15 protein-coding genes and 1 pseudogene are annotated in these 16,683 nt (G+C 47.0%); 3 read left to right on the forward strand and 13 right to left on the reverse strand.

Annotated elements, in window-relative coordinates; genetic code table 11:
• The first annotated feature begins 154 nt into the window (after positions 1-154).
• Entirely contained in the window at positions 155-2,098 is a 1,944-nt protein-coding gene (gene shc, locus IEY34_RS13140) for a squalene--hopene cyclase (protein ID WP_189012213.1), read from the forward strand.
• 399 nt (positions 2,099-2,497) lie between these two features.
• Here shc and IEY34_RS13145 read toward each other — a convergent pair whose 3' ends face one another.
• The 4 genes from IEY34_RS13145 to IEY34_RS13160 all read right to left on the reverse strand — a co-directional run bounded on the left by IEY34_RS13145 (position 2,498) and on the right by IEY34_RS13160 (position 6,935).
• Positions 2,498-3,346, reverse strand: a complete 849-nt coding sequence (locus tag IEY34_RS13145; RefSeq protein ID WP_189012214.1) for an AraC family transcriptional regulator — start codon at positions 3,344-3,346, stop codon at positions 2,498-2,500.
• A gap of 6 nt (positions 3,347-3,352) precedes the next feature.
• Positions 3,353-4,891 carry a sulfatase family protein gene (locus tag IEY34_RS13150; RefSeq protein ID WP_189012215.1) on the reverse strand — a complete coding sequence of 513 codons (1,539 nt, stop codon included), beginning with the start codon at positions 4,889-4,891 and terminating at the stop codon, positions 3,353-3,355.
• Positions 4,892-5,077: 186 nt separating this feature from the next.
• Complete coding sequence (locus IEY34_RS13155; protein ID WP_189012216.1) at positions 5,078-6,079, reverse strand: hydroxyacid dehydrogenase; 1,002 nt, start codon at positions 6,077-6,079, stop codon at positions 5,078-5,080.
• A gap of 10 nt (positions 6,080-6,089) precedes the next feature.
• Complete coding sequence (locus tag IEY34_RS13160) at positions 6,090-6,935, reverse strand: sugar phosphate isomerase/epimerase family protein (RefSeq protein ID WP_189012217.1); 846 nt, start codon at positions 6,933-6,935, stop codon at positions 6,090-6,092.
• Positions 6,936-7,090: 155 nt separating this feature from the next.
• Here IEY34_RS13160 and IEY34_RS13165 point away from each other — a divergent pair, with 155 nt between their 5' ends.
• On the forward strand, positions 7,091-7,987 hold the full coding sequence (locus tag IEY34_RS13165) for an AraC family transcriptional regulator (protein WP_189012218.1): 897 nt from the start codon (positions 7,091-7,093) through the stop codon (positions 7,985-7,987).
• Positions 7,988-7,997: 10 nt separating this feature from the next.
• Here IEY34_RS13165 and IEY34_RS13170 read toward each other — a convergent pair whose 3' ends face one another.
• A complete protein-coding gene (locus IEY34_RS13170) occupies positions 7,998-8,861 on the reverse strand; it encodes an AraC family transcriptional regulator (RefSeq protein WP_189012219.1) in 864 nt (287 codons plus the stop codon).
• A gap of 129 nt (positions 8,862-8,990) precedes the next feature.
• On the opposite strand from IEY34_RS13170, the gene IEY34_RS13175 reads away from it, so the two are divergent.
• Positions 8,991-9,857 (forward strand): phytanoyl-CoA dioxygenase family protein, encoded by an 867-nt coding sequence (locus IEY34_RS13175; RefSeq protein WP_189012221.1) that lies wholly within the window; start codon positions 8,991-8,993, stop codon positions 9,855-9,857.
• Between the two features lie 20 nt (positions 9,858-9,877).
• On the opposite strand, the gene IEY34_RS13180 is transcribed toward IEY34_RS13175, so the two are convergent.
• The 8 genes and pseudogenes from IEY34_RS13180 to tatC all read right to left on the reverse strand — a co-directional run bounded on the left by IEY34_RS13180 (position 9,878) and on the right by tatC (position 16,665).
• Positions 9,878-10,297 (reverse strand): NucA/NucB deoxyribonuclease domain-containing protein, encoded by a 420-nt coding sequence (locus tag IEY34_RS13180; RefSeq protein WP_189012419.1) that lies wholly within the window; start codon positions 10,295-10,297, stop codon positions 9,878-9,880.
• A 401-nt stretch (positions 10,298-10,698) separates the two neighbouring features.
• Positions 10,699-10,869, reverse strand: a pseudogene (locus IEY34_RS13185) (aspartate/glutamate racemase family protein); the annotation flags it as partial.
• 147 nt (positions 10,870-11,016) lie between these two features.
• The gene (locus IEY34_RS13190) at positions 11,017-11,451 is read right to left on the reverse strand and encodes a hypothetical protein (RefSeq protein ID WP_189012223.1); all 435 of its coding nucleotides are present in this window, start codon (positions 11,449-11,451) and stop codon (positions 11,017-11,019) included.
• Between the two features lie 236 nt (positions 11,452-11,687).
• Positions 11,688-13,754 (reverse strand): methyl-accepting chemotaxis protein, encoded by a 2,067-nt coding sequence (locus IEY34_RS13195; protein WP_229757633.1) that lies wholly within the window; start codon positions 13,752-13,754, stop codon positions 11,688-11,690.
• Between the two features lie 188 nt (positions 13,755-13,942).
• Positions 13,943-14,680, reverse strand: coding sequence for a class I SAM-dependent methyltransferase (locus IEY34_RS13200; RefSeq protein WP_189012225.1), 738 nt, complete (start codon positions 14,678-14,680; stop codon positions 13,943-13,945).
• Between the two features lie 61 nt (positions 14,681-14,741).
• A complete protein-coding gene (locus IEY34_RS13205; RefSeq protein WP_189012227.1) occupies positions 14,742-15,224 on the reverse strand; it encodes a hypothetical protein in 483 nt (160 codons plus the stop codon).
• A gap of 480 nt (positions 15,225-15,704) precedes the next feature.
• The gene (gene tatA, locus IEY34_RS13210) at positions 15,705-15,902 is read right to left on the reverse strand and encodes a twin-arginine translocase TatA/TatE family subunit (RefSeq protein WP_189012230.1); all 198 of its coding nucleotides are present in this window, start codon (positions 15,900-15,902) and stop codon (positions 15,705-15,707) included.
• Positions 15,903-15,936: 34 nt separating this feature from the next.
• Positions 15,937-16,665: a twin-arginine translocase subunit TatC gene (tatC, locus tag IEY34_RS13215; protein WP_189012232.1), complete on the reverse strand. Its 729-nt coding sequence runs from the start codon at positions 16,663-16,665 to the stop codon at positions 15,937-15,939.
• Positions 16,666-16,683: the final 18 nt, after the last annotated feature.

Genomic DNA, 16,683 nt, shown 5'->3' on the forward strand with positions numbered 1-16,683 from the left:
GTTTACTACCTATCATAACACACTTTGATAATGTCAATCCAAATATCCTCGTGACCACTAAGTTAAAGTAAAGTTCATCGCATGATCTTGCGCGAGATTCATAAGATGGAGAGATGGATCTAAATTCGTTTTGGAATAGGCAGGTGGACGAGAAATGCCTGTTTGGAGGGACGTTGCCGCGGAAATACACCGCATGACCGGCATGCTCGAACGTGTACAAAAAGAAGATGGTTCCTGGCGATTTTGCTTTGAAAATGGTATTTTGACAGATGCCTACTTGATCATTGTCCTTAGGACGTTGGAACAACCGCAGGAGACGCTGATTAGGCAGCTCCATGACCGAATCCGTTCCCAGCAGGAAGCGAATGGTGCTTGGAAGGTCTATCAGGATGAAGAGGACGGTAACCTAGACGCCACAGTTGATGCCTATTACGCGTTGTTGTATTCCGGCTATAGCCAGAAAACGGATGAACCGATGTTAAAAGCGGCGCGGTTCATCCTCTCCAAGGGTGGACTCCAGCAGGTAAAAACGGTCCTCACCCATGCATTTCTAGCAGCTACGGGACAATCCCCATGGCCAACTTCGCTAAAAATCCCACCGGAATTCTTGCTGCTGCCTCCTTCCTCGCCGATCAGTTTTTTCGACTTCTCCGGCTATGCGCGCGTGCACTTTACACCAATTTTAATTATGGCGAATCTGGGTTTCAGCAAGCGCAACGCCGCTGCCCCTGATCTATCCGATTTGTATACCCGCAATGACTGGGCGTCTGTTGAGAGGCACAACGCAGAGTGGGAAGACTTAACTTCCACTCGCACGCTCAAGGAGCTGCTCAGGACCATTCAATCCGGCCTGAAAGAACTGTCAGGACTGCCATGGCTCCTGCGTGATCGCGGGATGCAATATGCAGAACAGTATATGCTTAAACGGATAGAAGCCGATGGAACGCTTTATAGCTATTCCTCCTGTACGCTGCTCATGATTATGGCTTTGCTGGCCCTTGGGTATGATAAGCAGCACCCTGTTATTACAAACGCAATTAGCGGCCTATCGGCGATTCTATGGAACCTGAACGGACACGTTCATCTGCAAAATTCTCCTTCAACGGTTTGGGATACAGCCTTGCTATCTTATGCTCTCCAGCAAGCCGGCACATCGCCGAATCACCCCTCCATTCGCAAATCGCTGGAATACCTGTTGCGTGTTCAGCATACCCAGTTAGGCGACTGGAGCTTTCATGTATCCCATCCCCTTCCCGGCGGCTGGGGCTTCTCCGAGTCTAATTCGATCAACCCGGATGTAGACGACAGTACGGCTGCTCTGAGGGCTATACGAGGATTATCGCTCGTTGACCCTGAATACCGCGATGCGTGGAACCGGGGCTTAAACTGGGTGCTGTCTATGCAAAATAAAGATGGCGGATGGCCCGCTTTCGAGAAAGGGGTCACCAACAAGCTGCTCACCTTGTTCCCGATCGACGGCGCGGCTGACGCGGCTATCGACCCTTCTACGGCTGATTTAACAGGAAGAACGTTGGAATTCCTTGGGACAACCGCGGGTTTGGATAGGAAGCATGCTCTCATAGGAAGAGGTGCCGATTGGTTGCTCAGCAACCAGGAAGCGAACGGATCATGGTACGGACGCTGGGGGATTTGCTATATCTATGGCACATGGTCAGCCCTGACAGGTCTAGCGGCTGTGGGATTTGGAGCAGATCACCCCTCTATTAGGAACGGCGTTCAATGGCTGCTTAGCATTCAGAATGCCGATGGCGGCTGGGGGGAATCCTGCACCAGCGATCGCAGCAAACGATATGTGCCGCTCGGCGCCAGCACTCCCTCCCAAACAGCATGGGCACTTGATGCCCTTATCGCCGTAAGTCCCGCACCATCGCCGGAGATCGATAAAGGCATAGAGCGATTGCTCAGTCTACTGCATCTCGACGACTGGACGACTCGCTATCCCACTGGCTCAGGGTTGCCGGGCTGCCTATACACCGATTATCACAGTTACCGCTATATTTGGCCGCTCCTCACACTGAATCAGTATCACAACAAATATACGAAGGAAACTTCGAGGAAACTCTTACGAACTCAATAACCTTTATTGGGCCAAAATCGCTCACTCTGAAAATCTAACGAATTCCTGTTGCGTTATTTCGTTTTTCTTGCATTTACTCGCTTTGAGCTTTGCAATGACAGAGAGCGTCGTGTGAAAAGGAACTATGATCCGCTAAATGGCGGAAACTGGGGGAAACGTAGCATGAAAGGGAACTGAGATCCGCTATTTAAGCGAAACCTGCCGATTCCAACGGGGAAATGGTGACATAGCGGATCATAGTTCCCTCTGGCGTGGAATATAGCGGTTTTCAGAATTATAGCGTACTGTAGTTCCCTCCCTCAAACTCGCGATCCTCATTCATTTTGCTAGTATCGCGGCTTGATACGAATTATTCCCAAAAAAGAGCTTGTCCAGGGAGCCCCCCAGACAAACTCTTTTTCACCCCAATTGGCCTTTATACGCTCTGGGCGAAACCCCATAATACTTCGTAAATGTCCTTGTGAACGCATATAGCTCTGGATAGCCCAAGGATAGGGCAACCTCCGTCACGGACCAGTCACATTCCCGCAGCAGGCGAGCGCCCTTCTCCATCCTTAACTTTTGCAAATAGTGCTGCGGCGAACAACCGAACTTCTTAACGAAAGCGACGGAAAGATGGGAGCGGTGAATGCCCACCTGGCGGGCTGCATCTTCAATCCGAATATTTTCGGTAAAATGCAGATCCAGATACGCCTTCACTTGATCGAGCCAATGGGTGCCTGCCACACTTGTCGAACCCTTCGCGCTTATTTTCATTTTCCAAAATAAATCAAACAACAAACTTTGTTCCCTCAAAGGATCATGCTCCTGCTTTTCAAATAGTTCAAGCACGCTGTGGATGGCCCCAATGACAGTCGGATTCACGATCCCTTTGGTCCAGAACACAGCAGTTGAAAGCCCTAAATCGGCAAGCATAAGGGGCAGTTGGTCCCCTTCCATAGCTAGCCAGGCCATCTGCAGAGGCAGCGTGTTCGACGCCTCCATGGTTTCATACACATACGAAATACCTGGGAACAGACAAAACAAATCGCCCCTGCTGAGGATAACGATTTGATGGCCGTTCGTAACCCTCACGCTTCCTTGAAGAATCCAATGGATGCTGATCTGTTCAATAACTTTAGGTCCAACATGATAGCTGGGTTTGGCTATATTCTGTCCAGCCCTTACAACCCAGCATCCTCCGGCTGTTTGTATGTCTTGGGGAATTGAATACCAGAAGTCGGCAAACTCATTTCCAAATTCCTGCATGTCACATTAAGCTCCCCATATCCTCGGCATCGGCATTGGTTCTTTGCCAAGTTCTGCCCATGCATACTTGAGCAGCAATTCGGATTTCAAATCGGCAAATGCCTGATCCGCCCAAAGATTATTGATTTCTCCAGGATCATTTTCCAAATCAAAAAGTTCCCCGTACGTTTCATTATAGTATATCGTGATCTTAAATCTATCATTGACATAGGTTTTCTGATGAATTGTCGTTGGCTGATGATGGAATTCGCACAATACATGGTCTCTTGCCTGTTCCTTCTGACCAAGCCAGACTTCACGCTGATCTACGCCAGTCATGGTCCGTGGAATCGGAATATCGCAGAAGGAGAGGAACGTTGGCGCCAAATCAACTAACGATTGCATAGCGGAACTTTCTTTTCCTTGCGGAATATGACCAGGGTAACGTGCTATAAAAGGGATTTTGATAAGATCCTCATAATGAAAACCGCCTTTGGCCTGCAAACCGTGCTGCCCAAAGAAATGACCGTGGTCCGTCGTAAAAATCACGATCGTATTTTCTGTCAAACCAAGCTCATCGAGCTTATCCAAAATCTTGCAGATATAGGCATCCATCATGCTGATCATGCCGTAATACACAGCTACCATCTTCGCCTTATGCTCATCGGTTAAACGAAACTTGTCCCCATAGCCATAGTACAGATGGGAGTGATATCCGTGAGCCTCATGACCTTCAGGCTCTTTCAGATAGGAGAAATCAGGATTATCCTCCTGGGTTAATCCAAAATGCGGTGGATTTTTGTCATGTTCCCCTGGTGTCACCACAGGAATCGTCAATTGGGATGGATCATACATCGTATCCCACGGCTCTGGCACCAAATATTCCGGATGAGGATCAAAGAAGCTGCTCCAGAGGAAGAAACTCTCCTCCTTGTCTTTGTACGTTTCCAACATCGCATTTGAACGTTCCGCAATCCACGTATTATAGTGAAACTCTTCCGGAATAGGCCATTTATACGTCGTTGAAGGGTCCATCGTACCCGTTGGAGGCAAGAAATAGTCCCGCCAGTTCAGACATCCCTTCTCCTCTAGCCACAGTGCATAATGTTGGCCGACATGAGCTTCGTTCGTATGATTTCTGGCGAGCTCCACATGGTCGAATCCATAGAATCTCTCTTTATAATTTCGCCAATATTCCAAATCCTGCATAACCGGATATGATTCAACGGAAGGATATTCCTCTGTAGAACGCAGCGGCTGAAAATGGGCTTTGCCGATTAAAGCGGACTGATAACCACCCGCACGGAAATCTTCGGTCATCACATGTCGATCCTCCAACAGCTTGGTCCCAAGCGTCCAGGCACCGTGCTGACTTGGATACATCCCAGTAATAATAGACGCCCGCGTTGGCGTACAGGTCGGATTCGGACAATAGGCTCGATTAAACATCGTACCTTCTCGAACTAAACGATCCAAATTCGGTGTCGCAATTTCATGATTATAAGCTCCGAGCGTATTCCAGTGCTGCTGATCGCTTGTAATTAGCAAAATATTAGGTTTCTTCATCGTAGACTCGCCTCCTATTGTGACAATCATAGCTATGAATATGTGTAATTGGCAATGGCTTCAAGTTGTCTATTATTATCATTTTGTTAGATTTCAACGCTAAGAACAGGGAGATTTGGCAGCGGAACATGAAAAAGATCACAAGCCACTGAGCCCAAGGGCAAGGTGACATTGTGATCTTTTTATTTATTTGGGCGTTAGCCTGCGGTAATGAGACAAGGTGACTTGACCAAGCAGTTCTTCACCACTTACAAAACGCTGCAGCTCATCAACGATGAAATCGCAGAGTTCGCGTTTCAGCAGGCCATGATATCCACCGATGTGCGGCAGGCAAAGAACGTTCTGCAACGTCAGCAAAGCATGATCGGCAGGCAGCGGCTCCTCGTCATAAACATCTAGCGCTGCGAAAATACGACCTGTGCGCAGCTCTTCCACGAGAGCCTTCTCCTCTACGATGGGTCCTCGCGCTGTATTCACCAAGAGCGCTCCATCGCGCAGCCGCTTGAGCTGCTCAGCACCGACCATTCCTTGCGTGCCCGGCGTCAATGTCGTGTGCAAGGAAACAATATCACTGCGCTCAAACAGCTCATCTAAACCGCAAAGTTCTACACCTAGCGCAGCCGCTTCCTCCTGAGTACAGTAGCCAGAGGTCAGCAATATCTGCACTTGGAATGGCTGCAGCATCCGAATGACCTGCTTGGAGATTTCACCGTAACCAACAAGTCCCACAACTCTTCGTGTTACGCCAAGAATCGTTTCTCGATTGTTCTGGCTCCACTGCCCCTGTTTCAAGCGATGGCTGTATCCAGCGATGTCCCAGGCTCCGGCCATAATAAGCGATACGGCACATTCTGCCGTCGAGAGGGCGAGTACTTTATTAGCCGATGTCACAGCAATGGAAGTGGCGAACACGTCCTCATTGACAATAGCCGCTACACTGCCGGCCCCATGGCCGATAAACTTCAATCTATCTGCCCGCGCAAGCACCTCCGGCGCAAAATAAGGAGATCCCCATGAGGTGATGCACGCATCATATTCACTGATTCGCTCAGCCAACTGTTCTATCGCAAATCTTTCATTGATGGGGACAAAATCAACCTCTGAACAACGCAACAATTTACTCAATGTGTGCTCCTGCCAGAACAACTCCCGTAATCCAGCGTCAGATATGGCAACTAAAGTTTTCATGTCGTGATCCTCATTTCCCCATAGATTGAAAAATATCGCTTAGCATTCGGGTATAGCTGGGAAATATGATTTCCGGCTCCATACCGGGAACTTGCAGTTCCTTGCGCCATTTGCTTTCCCACTCGAGGGAATAGCTGCCGCTGTAGCCTGCTTTCTCAAGCAGCTCAATAATCTCATGAATCGGGATTTGTCCCTCCCCGACCTTCGTATATTTCCAGTTGGTCTCGATCGGATCTTCGTAAGGAATCCCGTCTTTGATATGTACATGCACACAATCCGAGCCCAGCAGCACAATCGTATCTTCTGGCGATTCTCCCTCTTCCAAAGGATGGATGATATCATAGATGACAGCGCAATTGGGACGGTTAACGTCATCCAGCAGTTTGCGCAGCACTCGGCCAGTGGCAAATTCATTATGCGTTTCGATCCATACCTGAACACCGCAGGAGGCTGCATAGTCGCAAGCCTGCTGAATCCGTGCTACGATATCGCCGTATACGATGTTTGGCCCCGGCTCATCTCTGCGGCTAGTAAAGTAGCCCAGAAAAATTCTTATCCCACAAGCCTTCAAATCGCTGGCTAATGAACATACGTTTTGAAAATCAACAAACTGCGCTTCATCTTCAGGGCGTCCTGTCAAGATGACACTAGAGCCGATGTTGGTGATGCGAATACCTGCCTTCTCGAATTTCCGAACGGCCTCTTCTCGCTGCTCAGACGTCATTACTGTCGAAATGCCCCAATACGGCCCTTCCCGCAACTCCATACCATTGAAACCGCACGTCTGTGCTAAGGCAATCATCTTGTCCAAGGACCACCCCTCGCAAGGCAGTGTGCTGAAAGCCAGTTGTCTCATCCTGTACCCTCCGCTTCTTCTCCTCTATGCTTCTACATTATGGCATGGTCATTTAGGCAGCGCTTTCCCTTTTCCATGTATTTTTTGAACTATTCCACGAATCCGTGTACCATAATGCTTAGAATACAAATAAACGACAATCCGCGGAGGACATCATGCCTGATTATCCGATCTATGCGTACAAGGAGATGCTTGATGAGGAGTTTCCTTTTAAAATTGAGGTGCGCAGACCGCTTACGATGAATCGCCATCTACACGCCCACGAGCATCTACAACTGTGCTATATGTTGTCTGGCAGTTGTCTGCATTGGGCCGCAGGTCAGCAATATGTGCTGACCAAAGGGGATCTGTTCTCGATCCCCCCCTTTCAGGAGCATCGCTTGGAAGAACGCAATGCGATGGATTTCGTCATGATCCAGGTCGATTTCATGCCCCATGCCATCAATGAAAGCTTTCGGGACATGTCCCAAATACAAACCTTTGTCGATTTCGCCTATATTCGTCCTCTTATATCCGAGGCCGATTTGATGCCAAAAATGACGCTTCCACCCTCTACTCAGACTGTGGTGGAGAATTTATTGCAAGTCACACTTGTGGAATGGGAAGAGAAGGAAGAGGGTTATAAACTGGCGATCAAAGCCGAGCTGCTCAAGCTGCTCGTCATTACCTGCCGACAATACCAACGCTATTCTCAGATGCAAAGTCCGAATGAACGTCAAATTGTGGCTCATCATCGGGAAGCTTTCTATGAGGCTATTGCTTACATGGAGACCCACTATCAGGAGGAGCTTCATTTGGAGGGAATGGCGGCCAAAGCCTTAATGGCCGCATCATATTTCAGTCATATGCTGAAGTTGGTGAGGGGCAAATCATTCATCGAACTTTTATCGGCCATCCGCATTCAGGCATCTATGGAGCTGCTCCGAGGAACGGATCTTAGCGTAACCGAAATAGCTCTCCGTGTGGGGTATAATCACATCAGCCATTTCAACCGCACATTTAAGAAACATACAGGCGTTACGCCTGGCGATTATCGTAAACATCAAACTTAAATGCGGCGGTCTACTGCCTATTACGCACGCGCTTTCGAAACTCTGTGGGCGATACGCCATGGAATTGCGTAAATTGTTTCGTGAAATGGTGAACCGAAGAATACCCGAAATCCTCCGCAATGGCGGTAACAGATCGGTTGCTCTCCCAAAGTGCAGCTTCCACGTGTCTCATGATCGCTTTGGTCCAGTACGCCTTGGGAGACATGCCAGTTGCTTGCTTGAACAATTCATGAAATTGCGTTTTGTGGAGTCCGCATTCGGCCATCCATTCTTCATAGCCTCGACTCCTGCTTGCTTCTTTGTCGATTCGCTCGATGATTGGGAGAATTCGATAGTCTGTGAACTGGGATCGTGAAGCCGCTCGCACTAACTCTAAAAGGAAGACTTTGACCAGATTATTGACAATTAATTCGCTATAAGGTTCTTTTTTATTGAATTGGGTCACGGCATGTATAAGGGTTTGTCCCAACAGGGAGTGGTATTGCAGAGGCGTAATGACGGATAACGACTCTAACTCCGGGCAAGGATTTACAAGCGTGAGCAGCTTAGGATTAAAATCGGTTTCGTCCCATACTAGATGCTGACTTGTCGCGACATTGCAGTTCCAGAGTTCACAATACAAATTATACGTAGATAAGGGATGATTCCCATTGGAGTAAAAAGCATGTCTGACTTCAGGCGGAAAATAAATCAAATCCCCTTTTTTTACTGGGTATGTTCGACCTCCGACCGTAATGGTTCCTCTGCCCCCGGCAACGAAATGGAAAGCATAACAATAACCGATCCTAACCCGCTCATCCTGATTTCGAACGATAGGAAAACGATAATAGTGAGCCACTCTTACATAAGGATTAGCTGATGTTATAAGGGACATATTCCGCCTCGCTTTCTCACTCATTTCACCGGAAGAATTGATCAATTAATGAACTCTTGACCAAATACAGTTGCACGATGAGATGATACCATATATCTATCTTACAACAAATATTGGAGGTTGAGCAGCTTGAACAAACAACTACAAGGCGGAAGTTTAACCAAGGAGCAAGCGGAGTTTTATGAGGAGCAAGGCTACCTCGTTATCCCTCATTTATTGACGGATGAAGAATTAGCGCCCGCTCGCGAAGCCATGACCCAGAAGGTTTCTAGCATTGCCGATGAGCTTTATCTGGATGGACTTATTACTGACAAGCTGGAGGATCGACCCTTTCCGTACCGATTGGCCGAGCTTTTCCAAGATTTATCAGCAGATCACTTCCTGAAATATGGCCGGAGCTGGCGCGACCGCATTCCTGGCTACTTCACACTCATGAGCAACCCTAAAATCCTGGACGCTGTTGAATCTTTGATTGGAGGTGAGCTATTCTCGAACCCGGTGTACAACGTCCGCCCGAAAGTTCCGAAAGTAGCAGCCGGAGCCGTACCTTGGCACCAAGACAAATCGTATTGGCCTGATGCCAATTCTAATCCCGTTATTACAGTATGGATCCCGCTTGTTGATGCCAATGAGATAAACGGATGCCTGCATATCAAGCCCAAGACGCACCGCAAACGTGTGCTCAAATGGCATCAAGAGACCTATACAGGAACAGGTTACACAGCTTTGAAGGAAAGCCAGCTAGGCAAAACGGAAACTGTAGCCTTGCCTGTACCTGCAGGAAGCGCAATTCTTTTCAATGATCGCTGCCTGCATATGTCCACTCCGAACCTGTCTAATGAGGTTCGCTGGAGCGTTGATCTTCGTTATCAGCCTACGGATCAAGATCCTATGCTTAATCACGGTGCAGGTTTTCTCGCAAGAAGCCGCAAAAAACCTGCGCTTGCCGCTACTTTGGAGGATTGGCTTGCGAATAAGCCTGAACACGCGGAATAGCCTGTTTAGGCTGTAAATGCCTATTTTACTTGAACAGCCACCCTTGTTCCATTCGGATATTTCTCCAGTTGGTTAGAGAACCACGAACCTGCTCCACGATTGTCCGATGGCGAAACATACCGGATATCGGCGCCTTTGCCGCCTTCCGAACACATCGCCATCGGCCACTCGTCACGATCGAACCCGCTCTTGGTCGCAACGCCCTTCAGCGATAGTTTGCGGTGCTCTTCGGCATGAACTCGATCTATCGTACACACAGACGATTTGCCATTCGAGATGGCATCCCTAATGTGCGCTGCCGTTTCCGGATAGCGATCACTTGGGAATGTAACAGTCACTCGGACGCTTTCTTCTCCTTGCAGAATCTCACTATGATACAAATAATAAGAAGTTACAACTGCCAGCAGCACAACAATCAGGAATAAAATACTCTTCTTCATACGGATCATATTGAGTTCCCTTCTTAGATGATGAAAAATAGAACATTTGTTTGTATTATACAACAAGGAAGTGCGTGTTAAGCAAGCATTATTTTCAAATCTCCCATCTCATCCCCTAGACTCGGTTCGCACCAACCATGAGATAAACGGCTTTGTCGCCCTGAACGATGAGCCTTTACCACGCGACCCATCCTACTGAGGGAACTACAGGCCGCTATTTAGGCCAATATCGGGAATGCAAGGGTTATAGCGGAACTACAGGGTCTTATTTCCACTGAAAACGCTGAATTTCCTATTAAAAGACAAAATAGCGGAATGTAGTTCCCTCTCGCTCGCGATCATGCCACTTTTTGCTAGAATAGCGCACTGTAGTTCCCGTACATCCACGCGAGGCAGCCCCATCACGATTCATCCCGCAAAGCACAATCCACAGCATATTCAGCGTGAATCCTAGTCGTATCAAATACAGGAACGATACAATCCTTTGCGGATAGTAATAAGCCAATTTCTGTGCAGCCAAGAATCACTGCCTCTGCTCCCTCTTGGAAAAGATCCTGAATGATCGCAATATAGAAGGCTTACGCTGATTGATAATTTGATAATACAGCAAGGATGATTCCCAGTCTATGTTCTCTAGACTAACTCACAGAACCTACTAAAAAGCATGTTCAATCAATGATTAATCATTGATCAAGCATGCTTTAGGTTCATATAACTAGTTAGACATCGCTTACGCCGATAAAGTTAAAGCTCTCAGGACCCACGCGAATAGTGCCTATTGCAGATGTCTGAATAAATACACTATAAGCGGTACCAGCCGCATTGGGAGCATTGAAATCGGAACCGGAGAATGCGATTAGTTGCGGACCTAGCAGAGACAGTTCCAGATTCTGAGCTGCTGAAAATACAATGACGCCTTCTGCTGTCAGCCCTCGCACGACGCTTACCAATACGGTAGTAGCCAACGGCAGTAGCGGCAGCTGCACGGCGACAACGCCCGAGAATTCAACGCGCGTCAGATTGGCTGTTCCTCCAGATAAATTAAGCGTCTGTTGAGCAATCAACTGAGGCGTATTGATAACCAGAATCGGAATCGCAATCGAGTTGGCATAACTGGCATTCTGCGATGTTTTCAAATCTAAGAAAGTTGTCATTCCATTTGGCCTCCTTTCTGTTTGTCTTATACTAATCTATGCGGCTAATCTAGCAAGTGATTGGGCATATCGAGGGATCTACTAACCCAATCTCTCCTTTGCTTATATGTCCCAATCAGCAGTAATTGGAGCAAATAAGCCGCTAGGTTGCGCAAAATAATTTGATTAGTTGGGATAGGCCAACAAACAACAAAAAAAGAAGCTGCAACCCGGGCAGCTTCTTCACACAACAAGGGTTATTTTACTTTGAACTGCGCCGAGAAATCAGCGAGATTCTTCGTTAAGCTGTCGATGCTTGCCACCATGCCGGCAAGAGTTTGAACCATGGAAGACTGATCTTGTACCGTAGCCGTTACTTCTTCTACAGATGCGGAAACTTCTTCACCGGAAGCAGATAAGCTTTGCGCGGACTCCAGCACATCATCTTTATCTTGTTCCATATGAGTAACATCGCCTGCCATCGATTGAATTTGTTCGGTTATATCCTTTACGTGTTCCTGAATCACCGTGAACGCTTGTTGCGTTTTACCAACGAACTCATCTTGCTTCAAGGCAATAGACTGAATTTCACCCACACTTTGATTGTTCTCATCGACATGTGAAAGCGTCAATCGAATAATTTCATTAATTTCTCCGGACTGCTTGGAGGATTGTTCCGCTAATTTGCGAATTTCATCCGCTACAACAGCGAAGCCTCTTCCGTGCTCGCCTGCTCTTGCCGCTTCAATCGAGGCATTCAGCGCCAATAGGTTCGTCTGCTTGGCAATATCGCCTATCGTCCCGGTAATCGTGCGAATGTGGTTCGAGCTTTCAGCCAGTAATCCCGTAATCGCCGATATTTTTTGGACTTCCTGTTCATTTCTTTGATTTATGTCTATCAAATTCTCAATTATTTCCTTGTTCGTATCAAAAACTTCAAGAATCGCTTCCGAGCGTTCCTTCACGGATTGTGTTTTACTGCCGATCGTTTCTATCTTTTCGCCCAATTCATAGAACTTACCTACTATCGTTTCCGTCTCATTGGACTGAGAATCCATGGCTCTTGCGATTTCCATCGTGGTTACGGACGTTTCATGAATCGATTGCGCCGTTTTCTTCGACGTTTGTTCCAATTCGCTCGTGCTTGTATTCAACACCTCAATGGAGGTGTTCATATGACCGATTAATTCTTTGTTTTTTGCTACCATGGTATCAAAGCTATCGGCTAGTTCGCCAAATTCGCCATTATATTTGCCTTCCGTTCGCACTGTCAAATCCCCGGAGGATAGCTTCTTGAACAGAACTACCAGCTTCGTAATCGGAGACGTAATGCTTCTGGAAATCAAGATACCAGCCAACAAAGCAATAACAACTGCAGCAATCGTAATCATAACGATTTTTGTCATCAAATCATCTAAAGGTCTTTGAATATCACTATAGTCATCCGCAACAACAATCATCCAATCTGCTCTCGGGATCTTCGCATAACGAATGTATGTTTCCTCGTTATCGAGATTTCCCATCAAAAGTTGGTCCGACGCTTTTTGCTTAAGAACATCCGCATATTGCTCGGATTCTAATTTCTTCCCAATCATATCCGGTACTGTCGAGTGATAAATAATGGTCCCTTGGCGGCTTACGACGAATACCCTTCCTTCTCCGTTGATGGTAATCCCTTTTAGCTTATTGACAAATAGCGATGTATCAATGGTAAGAATACACACGCCAAGAACTGTGCCATCTTCACCTTTTACGGGCTGCGCGAAAACATTGACCAACGTACCTGTCGTCTTGGAGATCAGTGCGTCACTGATCGCAAATTTGCCCTGCATAGCTTCTTTGAAATAATCGCGTTCCGAAAGATCGGCTTTCAACGACCCCGGATTGTTGCTGGCAATCGTCGTGCCTTTATTATCAACGAGTGTGATCGTCTGGATACCTTGTGTACCTTTTATGCTTTGCGCAAGGAAGGCATTCGTCTTGGCTTGCAGTTCATTTTTGGGAGCGAAAAAGTCTTGATCTGACAACGTTTTCTGATTTCTTAGTTTCAATAAATCCTTCAGTTCACCTTCGACCGACACCAGGTAAAGACTCTGCTCCTCCAACTCGGCAGTGGATTGCAAATATTGTCCGATTCGTTCTACATTCGTATTGATCTCGTCTTTGCTTTTCTTCATCACAATTTGGGACCCGAACATATACGTGCATATGCTCGTTGCTGCAAGTACAAGAATGACTAACAAGCTGATCCAAACAGGCAGTTTAACTTTCAATGAGACTTGTGAAAATGACCTTCGACGCTTTGCACCTTGTGTTTTCATCATGTTGGCTCCTCTTTTAAACCATATAGTTGTCTATAATCTACTTCTATCCACTATCTTTATCGGTTGCAACTGAACAAAAATTCATATCATGATGCGAAAGATTTCCTAACATGTAATCTTAACCTGTTGGAAATAAAAAAAAGGCCATCTCTGCAAGGTTGTCAACCTTGAGAGAGAGCCTCATCTTGCTAATTCTTCTTAACCGCTGCCATCAACAGGAAAATGGGACGACGGGTTTCATCCTTCATTTCGGGAATCTGCTCCAGTGCTTCTTGCGTTGGTTGAGGTTCGGCAATCCTTGTCAGCCTAAATCCAGCCTCAATCAAAGCATTCATGTATGTAGCAATCGTTCGATGGTATTTCACGACATCATGATCCAGAAACCTTGCCTCCCGGACACCTTCACTCTGGTAGTTGTCTACAGGCCAGTGCATCCGTTCACCATTCGCGCCATAATGCCAATCCTGTGCAGCAAGTGCGGTAAATACCGGATGTTCCACGGAAAGGACGAATGTTCCACCAGGAGCTAAGTACTGATGCACCTTGCGGCATACGCTTTCGATGTTCTCCACATAATGGAGCGCAAGCGAACTTATCACAATATCAAATTCCTCAGCCGCAAATTGGATGTCTTCAATCGCAAGCCTCCGATATTCGATCGCGGGATCATTATTAGTTGCCCTTGCATAGGCCAGCATACTCTCAGATAAATCTACCCCAACCACGGATCGAGCGTTCTGCTCGCGAGCATATTGACAATGCCAGCCAAAGCCGCAGCCAAGATCGAGAACCCGCTTGTCTCGAAGTTCTGGCAGCATCGTACGGAGTACAGGCCATTCCCCAGCAGCTTTGAGCCCATCAATTGAACGCGGCATTCCACTATATTTTTCAAAGAATGCAGGATCATCATATTTGTTCTGTTTCATAATAAACACAACACTCCTAACTTTGTATAAGGTAATGTTTATTTTATCACATGATGCCGTATTATACCGCGCCGTAGGCTGTCCCCATGTCATCGTTTTGCATTTTCTGAAAATGAATTTGCAACGAGCCAAAAAAGGCTTTTCCTTGATTGTAATGCAGCTCACACTTATACCCGTACGAACGGGATGCCGATTGCAGCGCTTTGTATCCAGGCAACGCAGTAACTAACGTGATAATCCGTTTAATAACATGGTTCGGCACTTGGGAGAACATCGTCGCATTGATCCCATCAGCCACCGAAATAAAGCTGGGAAACGTACGCGTGTTGACATGCGAAAATTTGACGTAGTCCGCAGCGATAACCAGCATATCTTTGTTCAAACGATTCAGATTTACCGTGATATCCTTGTAAAAGTAGATGCCAAAGCCCAGTTTGTTCGTCAATGGATTCAAACGTTTTTTCCACTTCAACAGGGTGGCAGCCGCATAAGTGTCAAGTTGCTCCATCCAGGTATGCCAGCGAATGAATGATCTTTTTTTCATGAAGTGCACCTTCGTTCCTATCTGTTAACGCCCGATTAGGCGTTTATTTAATTGGACTCCAGAGGAAGCTGGTTAGTTCGCTAAAATTCATTGGTAAATGTAGGAAACAACCCCTAACGAACTCAGTACCCTTTAATTGGCCAAAATCGCTCATTTTGAAAATCTAATGAATGCCAGATGCTCTATTCCAAGCAATTGATCACCATCCGGTCATTAAAGTGCCGGGTAGCGCCAACTCCGTTCATTACATCTCCAAAGTAGCCATTTTCCGGTCTATAAGCATCATACAGTTCATAAGATGCCCTTTGGGACAGAAAACCTCCAAAGCAAAGATTCGAACTCCCGATACTGACACTATTGGCTAAAATAGCGTACTGTAGTTCCCCCATCCGCGCGAGGCAGCTGGAGTAACTCCGCATTCACTCCAAAACGCGCAAAAAGAGCTGCTCGAAAGCAGCTCCTCCTCGCTGGTTCGCGAAGTTACAACGGTTTCTTCGTTTCACTTTCAATACGCGGCTCGGGGTCGATATCCTCAATGATGTTGCGGGTCGAGTTGCGAAATTCGCGGAGGGTATCCCCGAATGCCCGTCCCAACTGCGGCAGCTTGGAAGGGCCGAAGACGATTAAAGCAATAGCCAGAATCAAGATTAACCCTGAAACACCAATATTGTTGAACATGAGTATCTTCCTCTTTTCTTATGCTGATTAGCTTCTAGCTGTTTGCCGGACTTTGCTGCATGGATCGCCACTGCCAGCCCGCCACCATCACGCTAATTTCGAAAAGTAAAATGAGCGGCAGCGTGACCGAGAGATGGGAGATCATATCGGGAGGCGAGATACAAGAACCTGTAATCGCAAGTCCTACGTAGGCGTATTTTCTCGTCATTTTCAATCGCTGCGGGGTGAGCAAGCCAATTCTTGTGAGAAACAGTACGACAACAGGCAGCTCGAAGGCAATTGCCATGGGGAACACAATTTCAAACAAAAATGAAAAGTAACGGTCGATCCCGTATGTTTCCACAGCGCCGACTTTACGGTTCATGCTCATCATGAAGCGAACCATCATGGGGAATACCACCCAATAACTGAACGCTACCCCGATAATGAACAGAGCGAATGAGACGGGAATGTAAGGAAGGGTGCTCTTGGCCTCTACCTCCGTAAGACCAGGCTTAACGAAAGCCCACACTTGATAGAGCAGCAACGGAACCGTGAACAGCAAAGCAACGAGGAAGGCACATTTCATATAGATCATCAGCCCGTCTGTGAATGAAAAAACGTTCCACGCAATTTCGCCCACCATAGGCTGCGATTTCATGTACTTGAGTATGCTCGGCGACACATACAAGCCCGCGCTAAACGTTAGTACAAACCAGGCAAGAATAATGATCAGTCGTTTGCGCACTTCGCTCAAATGTAAGATCCAATCTTCCTGTTCCATCCCATCCCCCCTTTAAAC

Source organism: Paenibacillus marchantiophytorum, assembly GCF_014640555.1.
GTDB lineage: Bacteria > Bacillota > Bacilli > Paenibacillales > NBRC-103111 > Paenibacillus_E > Paenibacillus_E marchantiophytorum.

Bases quoted from the DNA above. Each gene is read 5' to 3' on its own strand.
- IEY34_RS13200 (WP_189012225.1), bottom strand. From the start codon at position 14,680: ATGAAACAGAACAAATATGATGATCCTGCATTCTTTGAAAAATATAGT.
- IEY34_RS13190 (WP_189012223.1), bottom strand. From the start codon at position 11,451: ATGACAACTTTCTTAGATTTGAAAACATCGCAGAATGCCAGTTATGCC.
- IEY34_RS13155 (WP_189012216.1), bottom strand. From the start codon at position 6,079: ATGAAAACTTTAGTTGCCATATCTGACGCTGGATTACGGGAGTTGTTC.
- tatA (WP_189012230.1), bottom strand. From the start codon at position 15,902: ATGTTCAACAATATTGGTGTTTCAGGGTTAATCTTGATTCTGGCTATT.
- IEY34_RS13170 (WP_189012219.1), bottom strand. From the start codon at position 8,861: ATGTCCCTTATAACATCAGCTAATCCTTATGTAAGAGTGGCTCACTAT.
- IEY34_RS13205 (WP_189012227.1), bottom strand. From the start codon at position 15,224: ATGAAAAAAAGATCATTCATTCGCTGGCATACCTGGATGGAGCAACTT.
- IEY34_RS13195 (WP_229757633.1), bottom strand. From the start codon at position 13,754: ATGATGAAAACACAAGGTGCAAAGCGTCGAAGGTCATTTTCACAAGTC.
- IEY34_RS13180 (WP_189012419.1), bottom strand. From the start codon at position 10,297: ATGAAGAAGAGTATTTTATTCCTGATTGTTGTGCTGCTGGCAGTTGTA.
- IEY34_RS13145 (WP_189012214.1), bottom strand. From the start codon at position 3,346: ATGCAGGAATTTGGAAATGAGTTTGCCGACTTCTGGTATTCAATTCCC.
- tatC (WP_189012232.1), bottom strand. From the start codon at position 16,665: ATGGAACAGGAAGATTGGATCTTACATTTGAGCGAAGTGCGCAAACGA.
- IEY34_RS13150 (WP_189012215.1), bottom strand. From the start codon at position 4,891: ATGAAGAAACCTAATATTTTGCTAATTACAAGCGATCAGCAGCACTGG.
- IEY34_RS13165 (WP_189012218.1), top strand. From the start codon at position 7,091: ATGCCTGATTATCCGATCTATGCGTACAAGGAGATGCTTGATGAGGAG.
- shc (WP_189012213.1), top strand. From the start codon at position 155: ATGCCTGTTTGGAGGGACGTTGCCGCGGAAATACACCGCATGACCGGC.
- IEY34_RS13160 (WP_189012217.1), bottom strand. From the start codon at position 6,935: ATGAGACAACTGGCTTTCAGCACACTGCCTTGCGAGGGGTGGTCCTTG.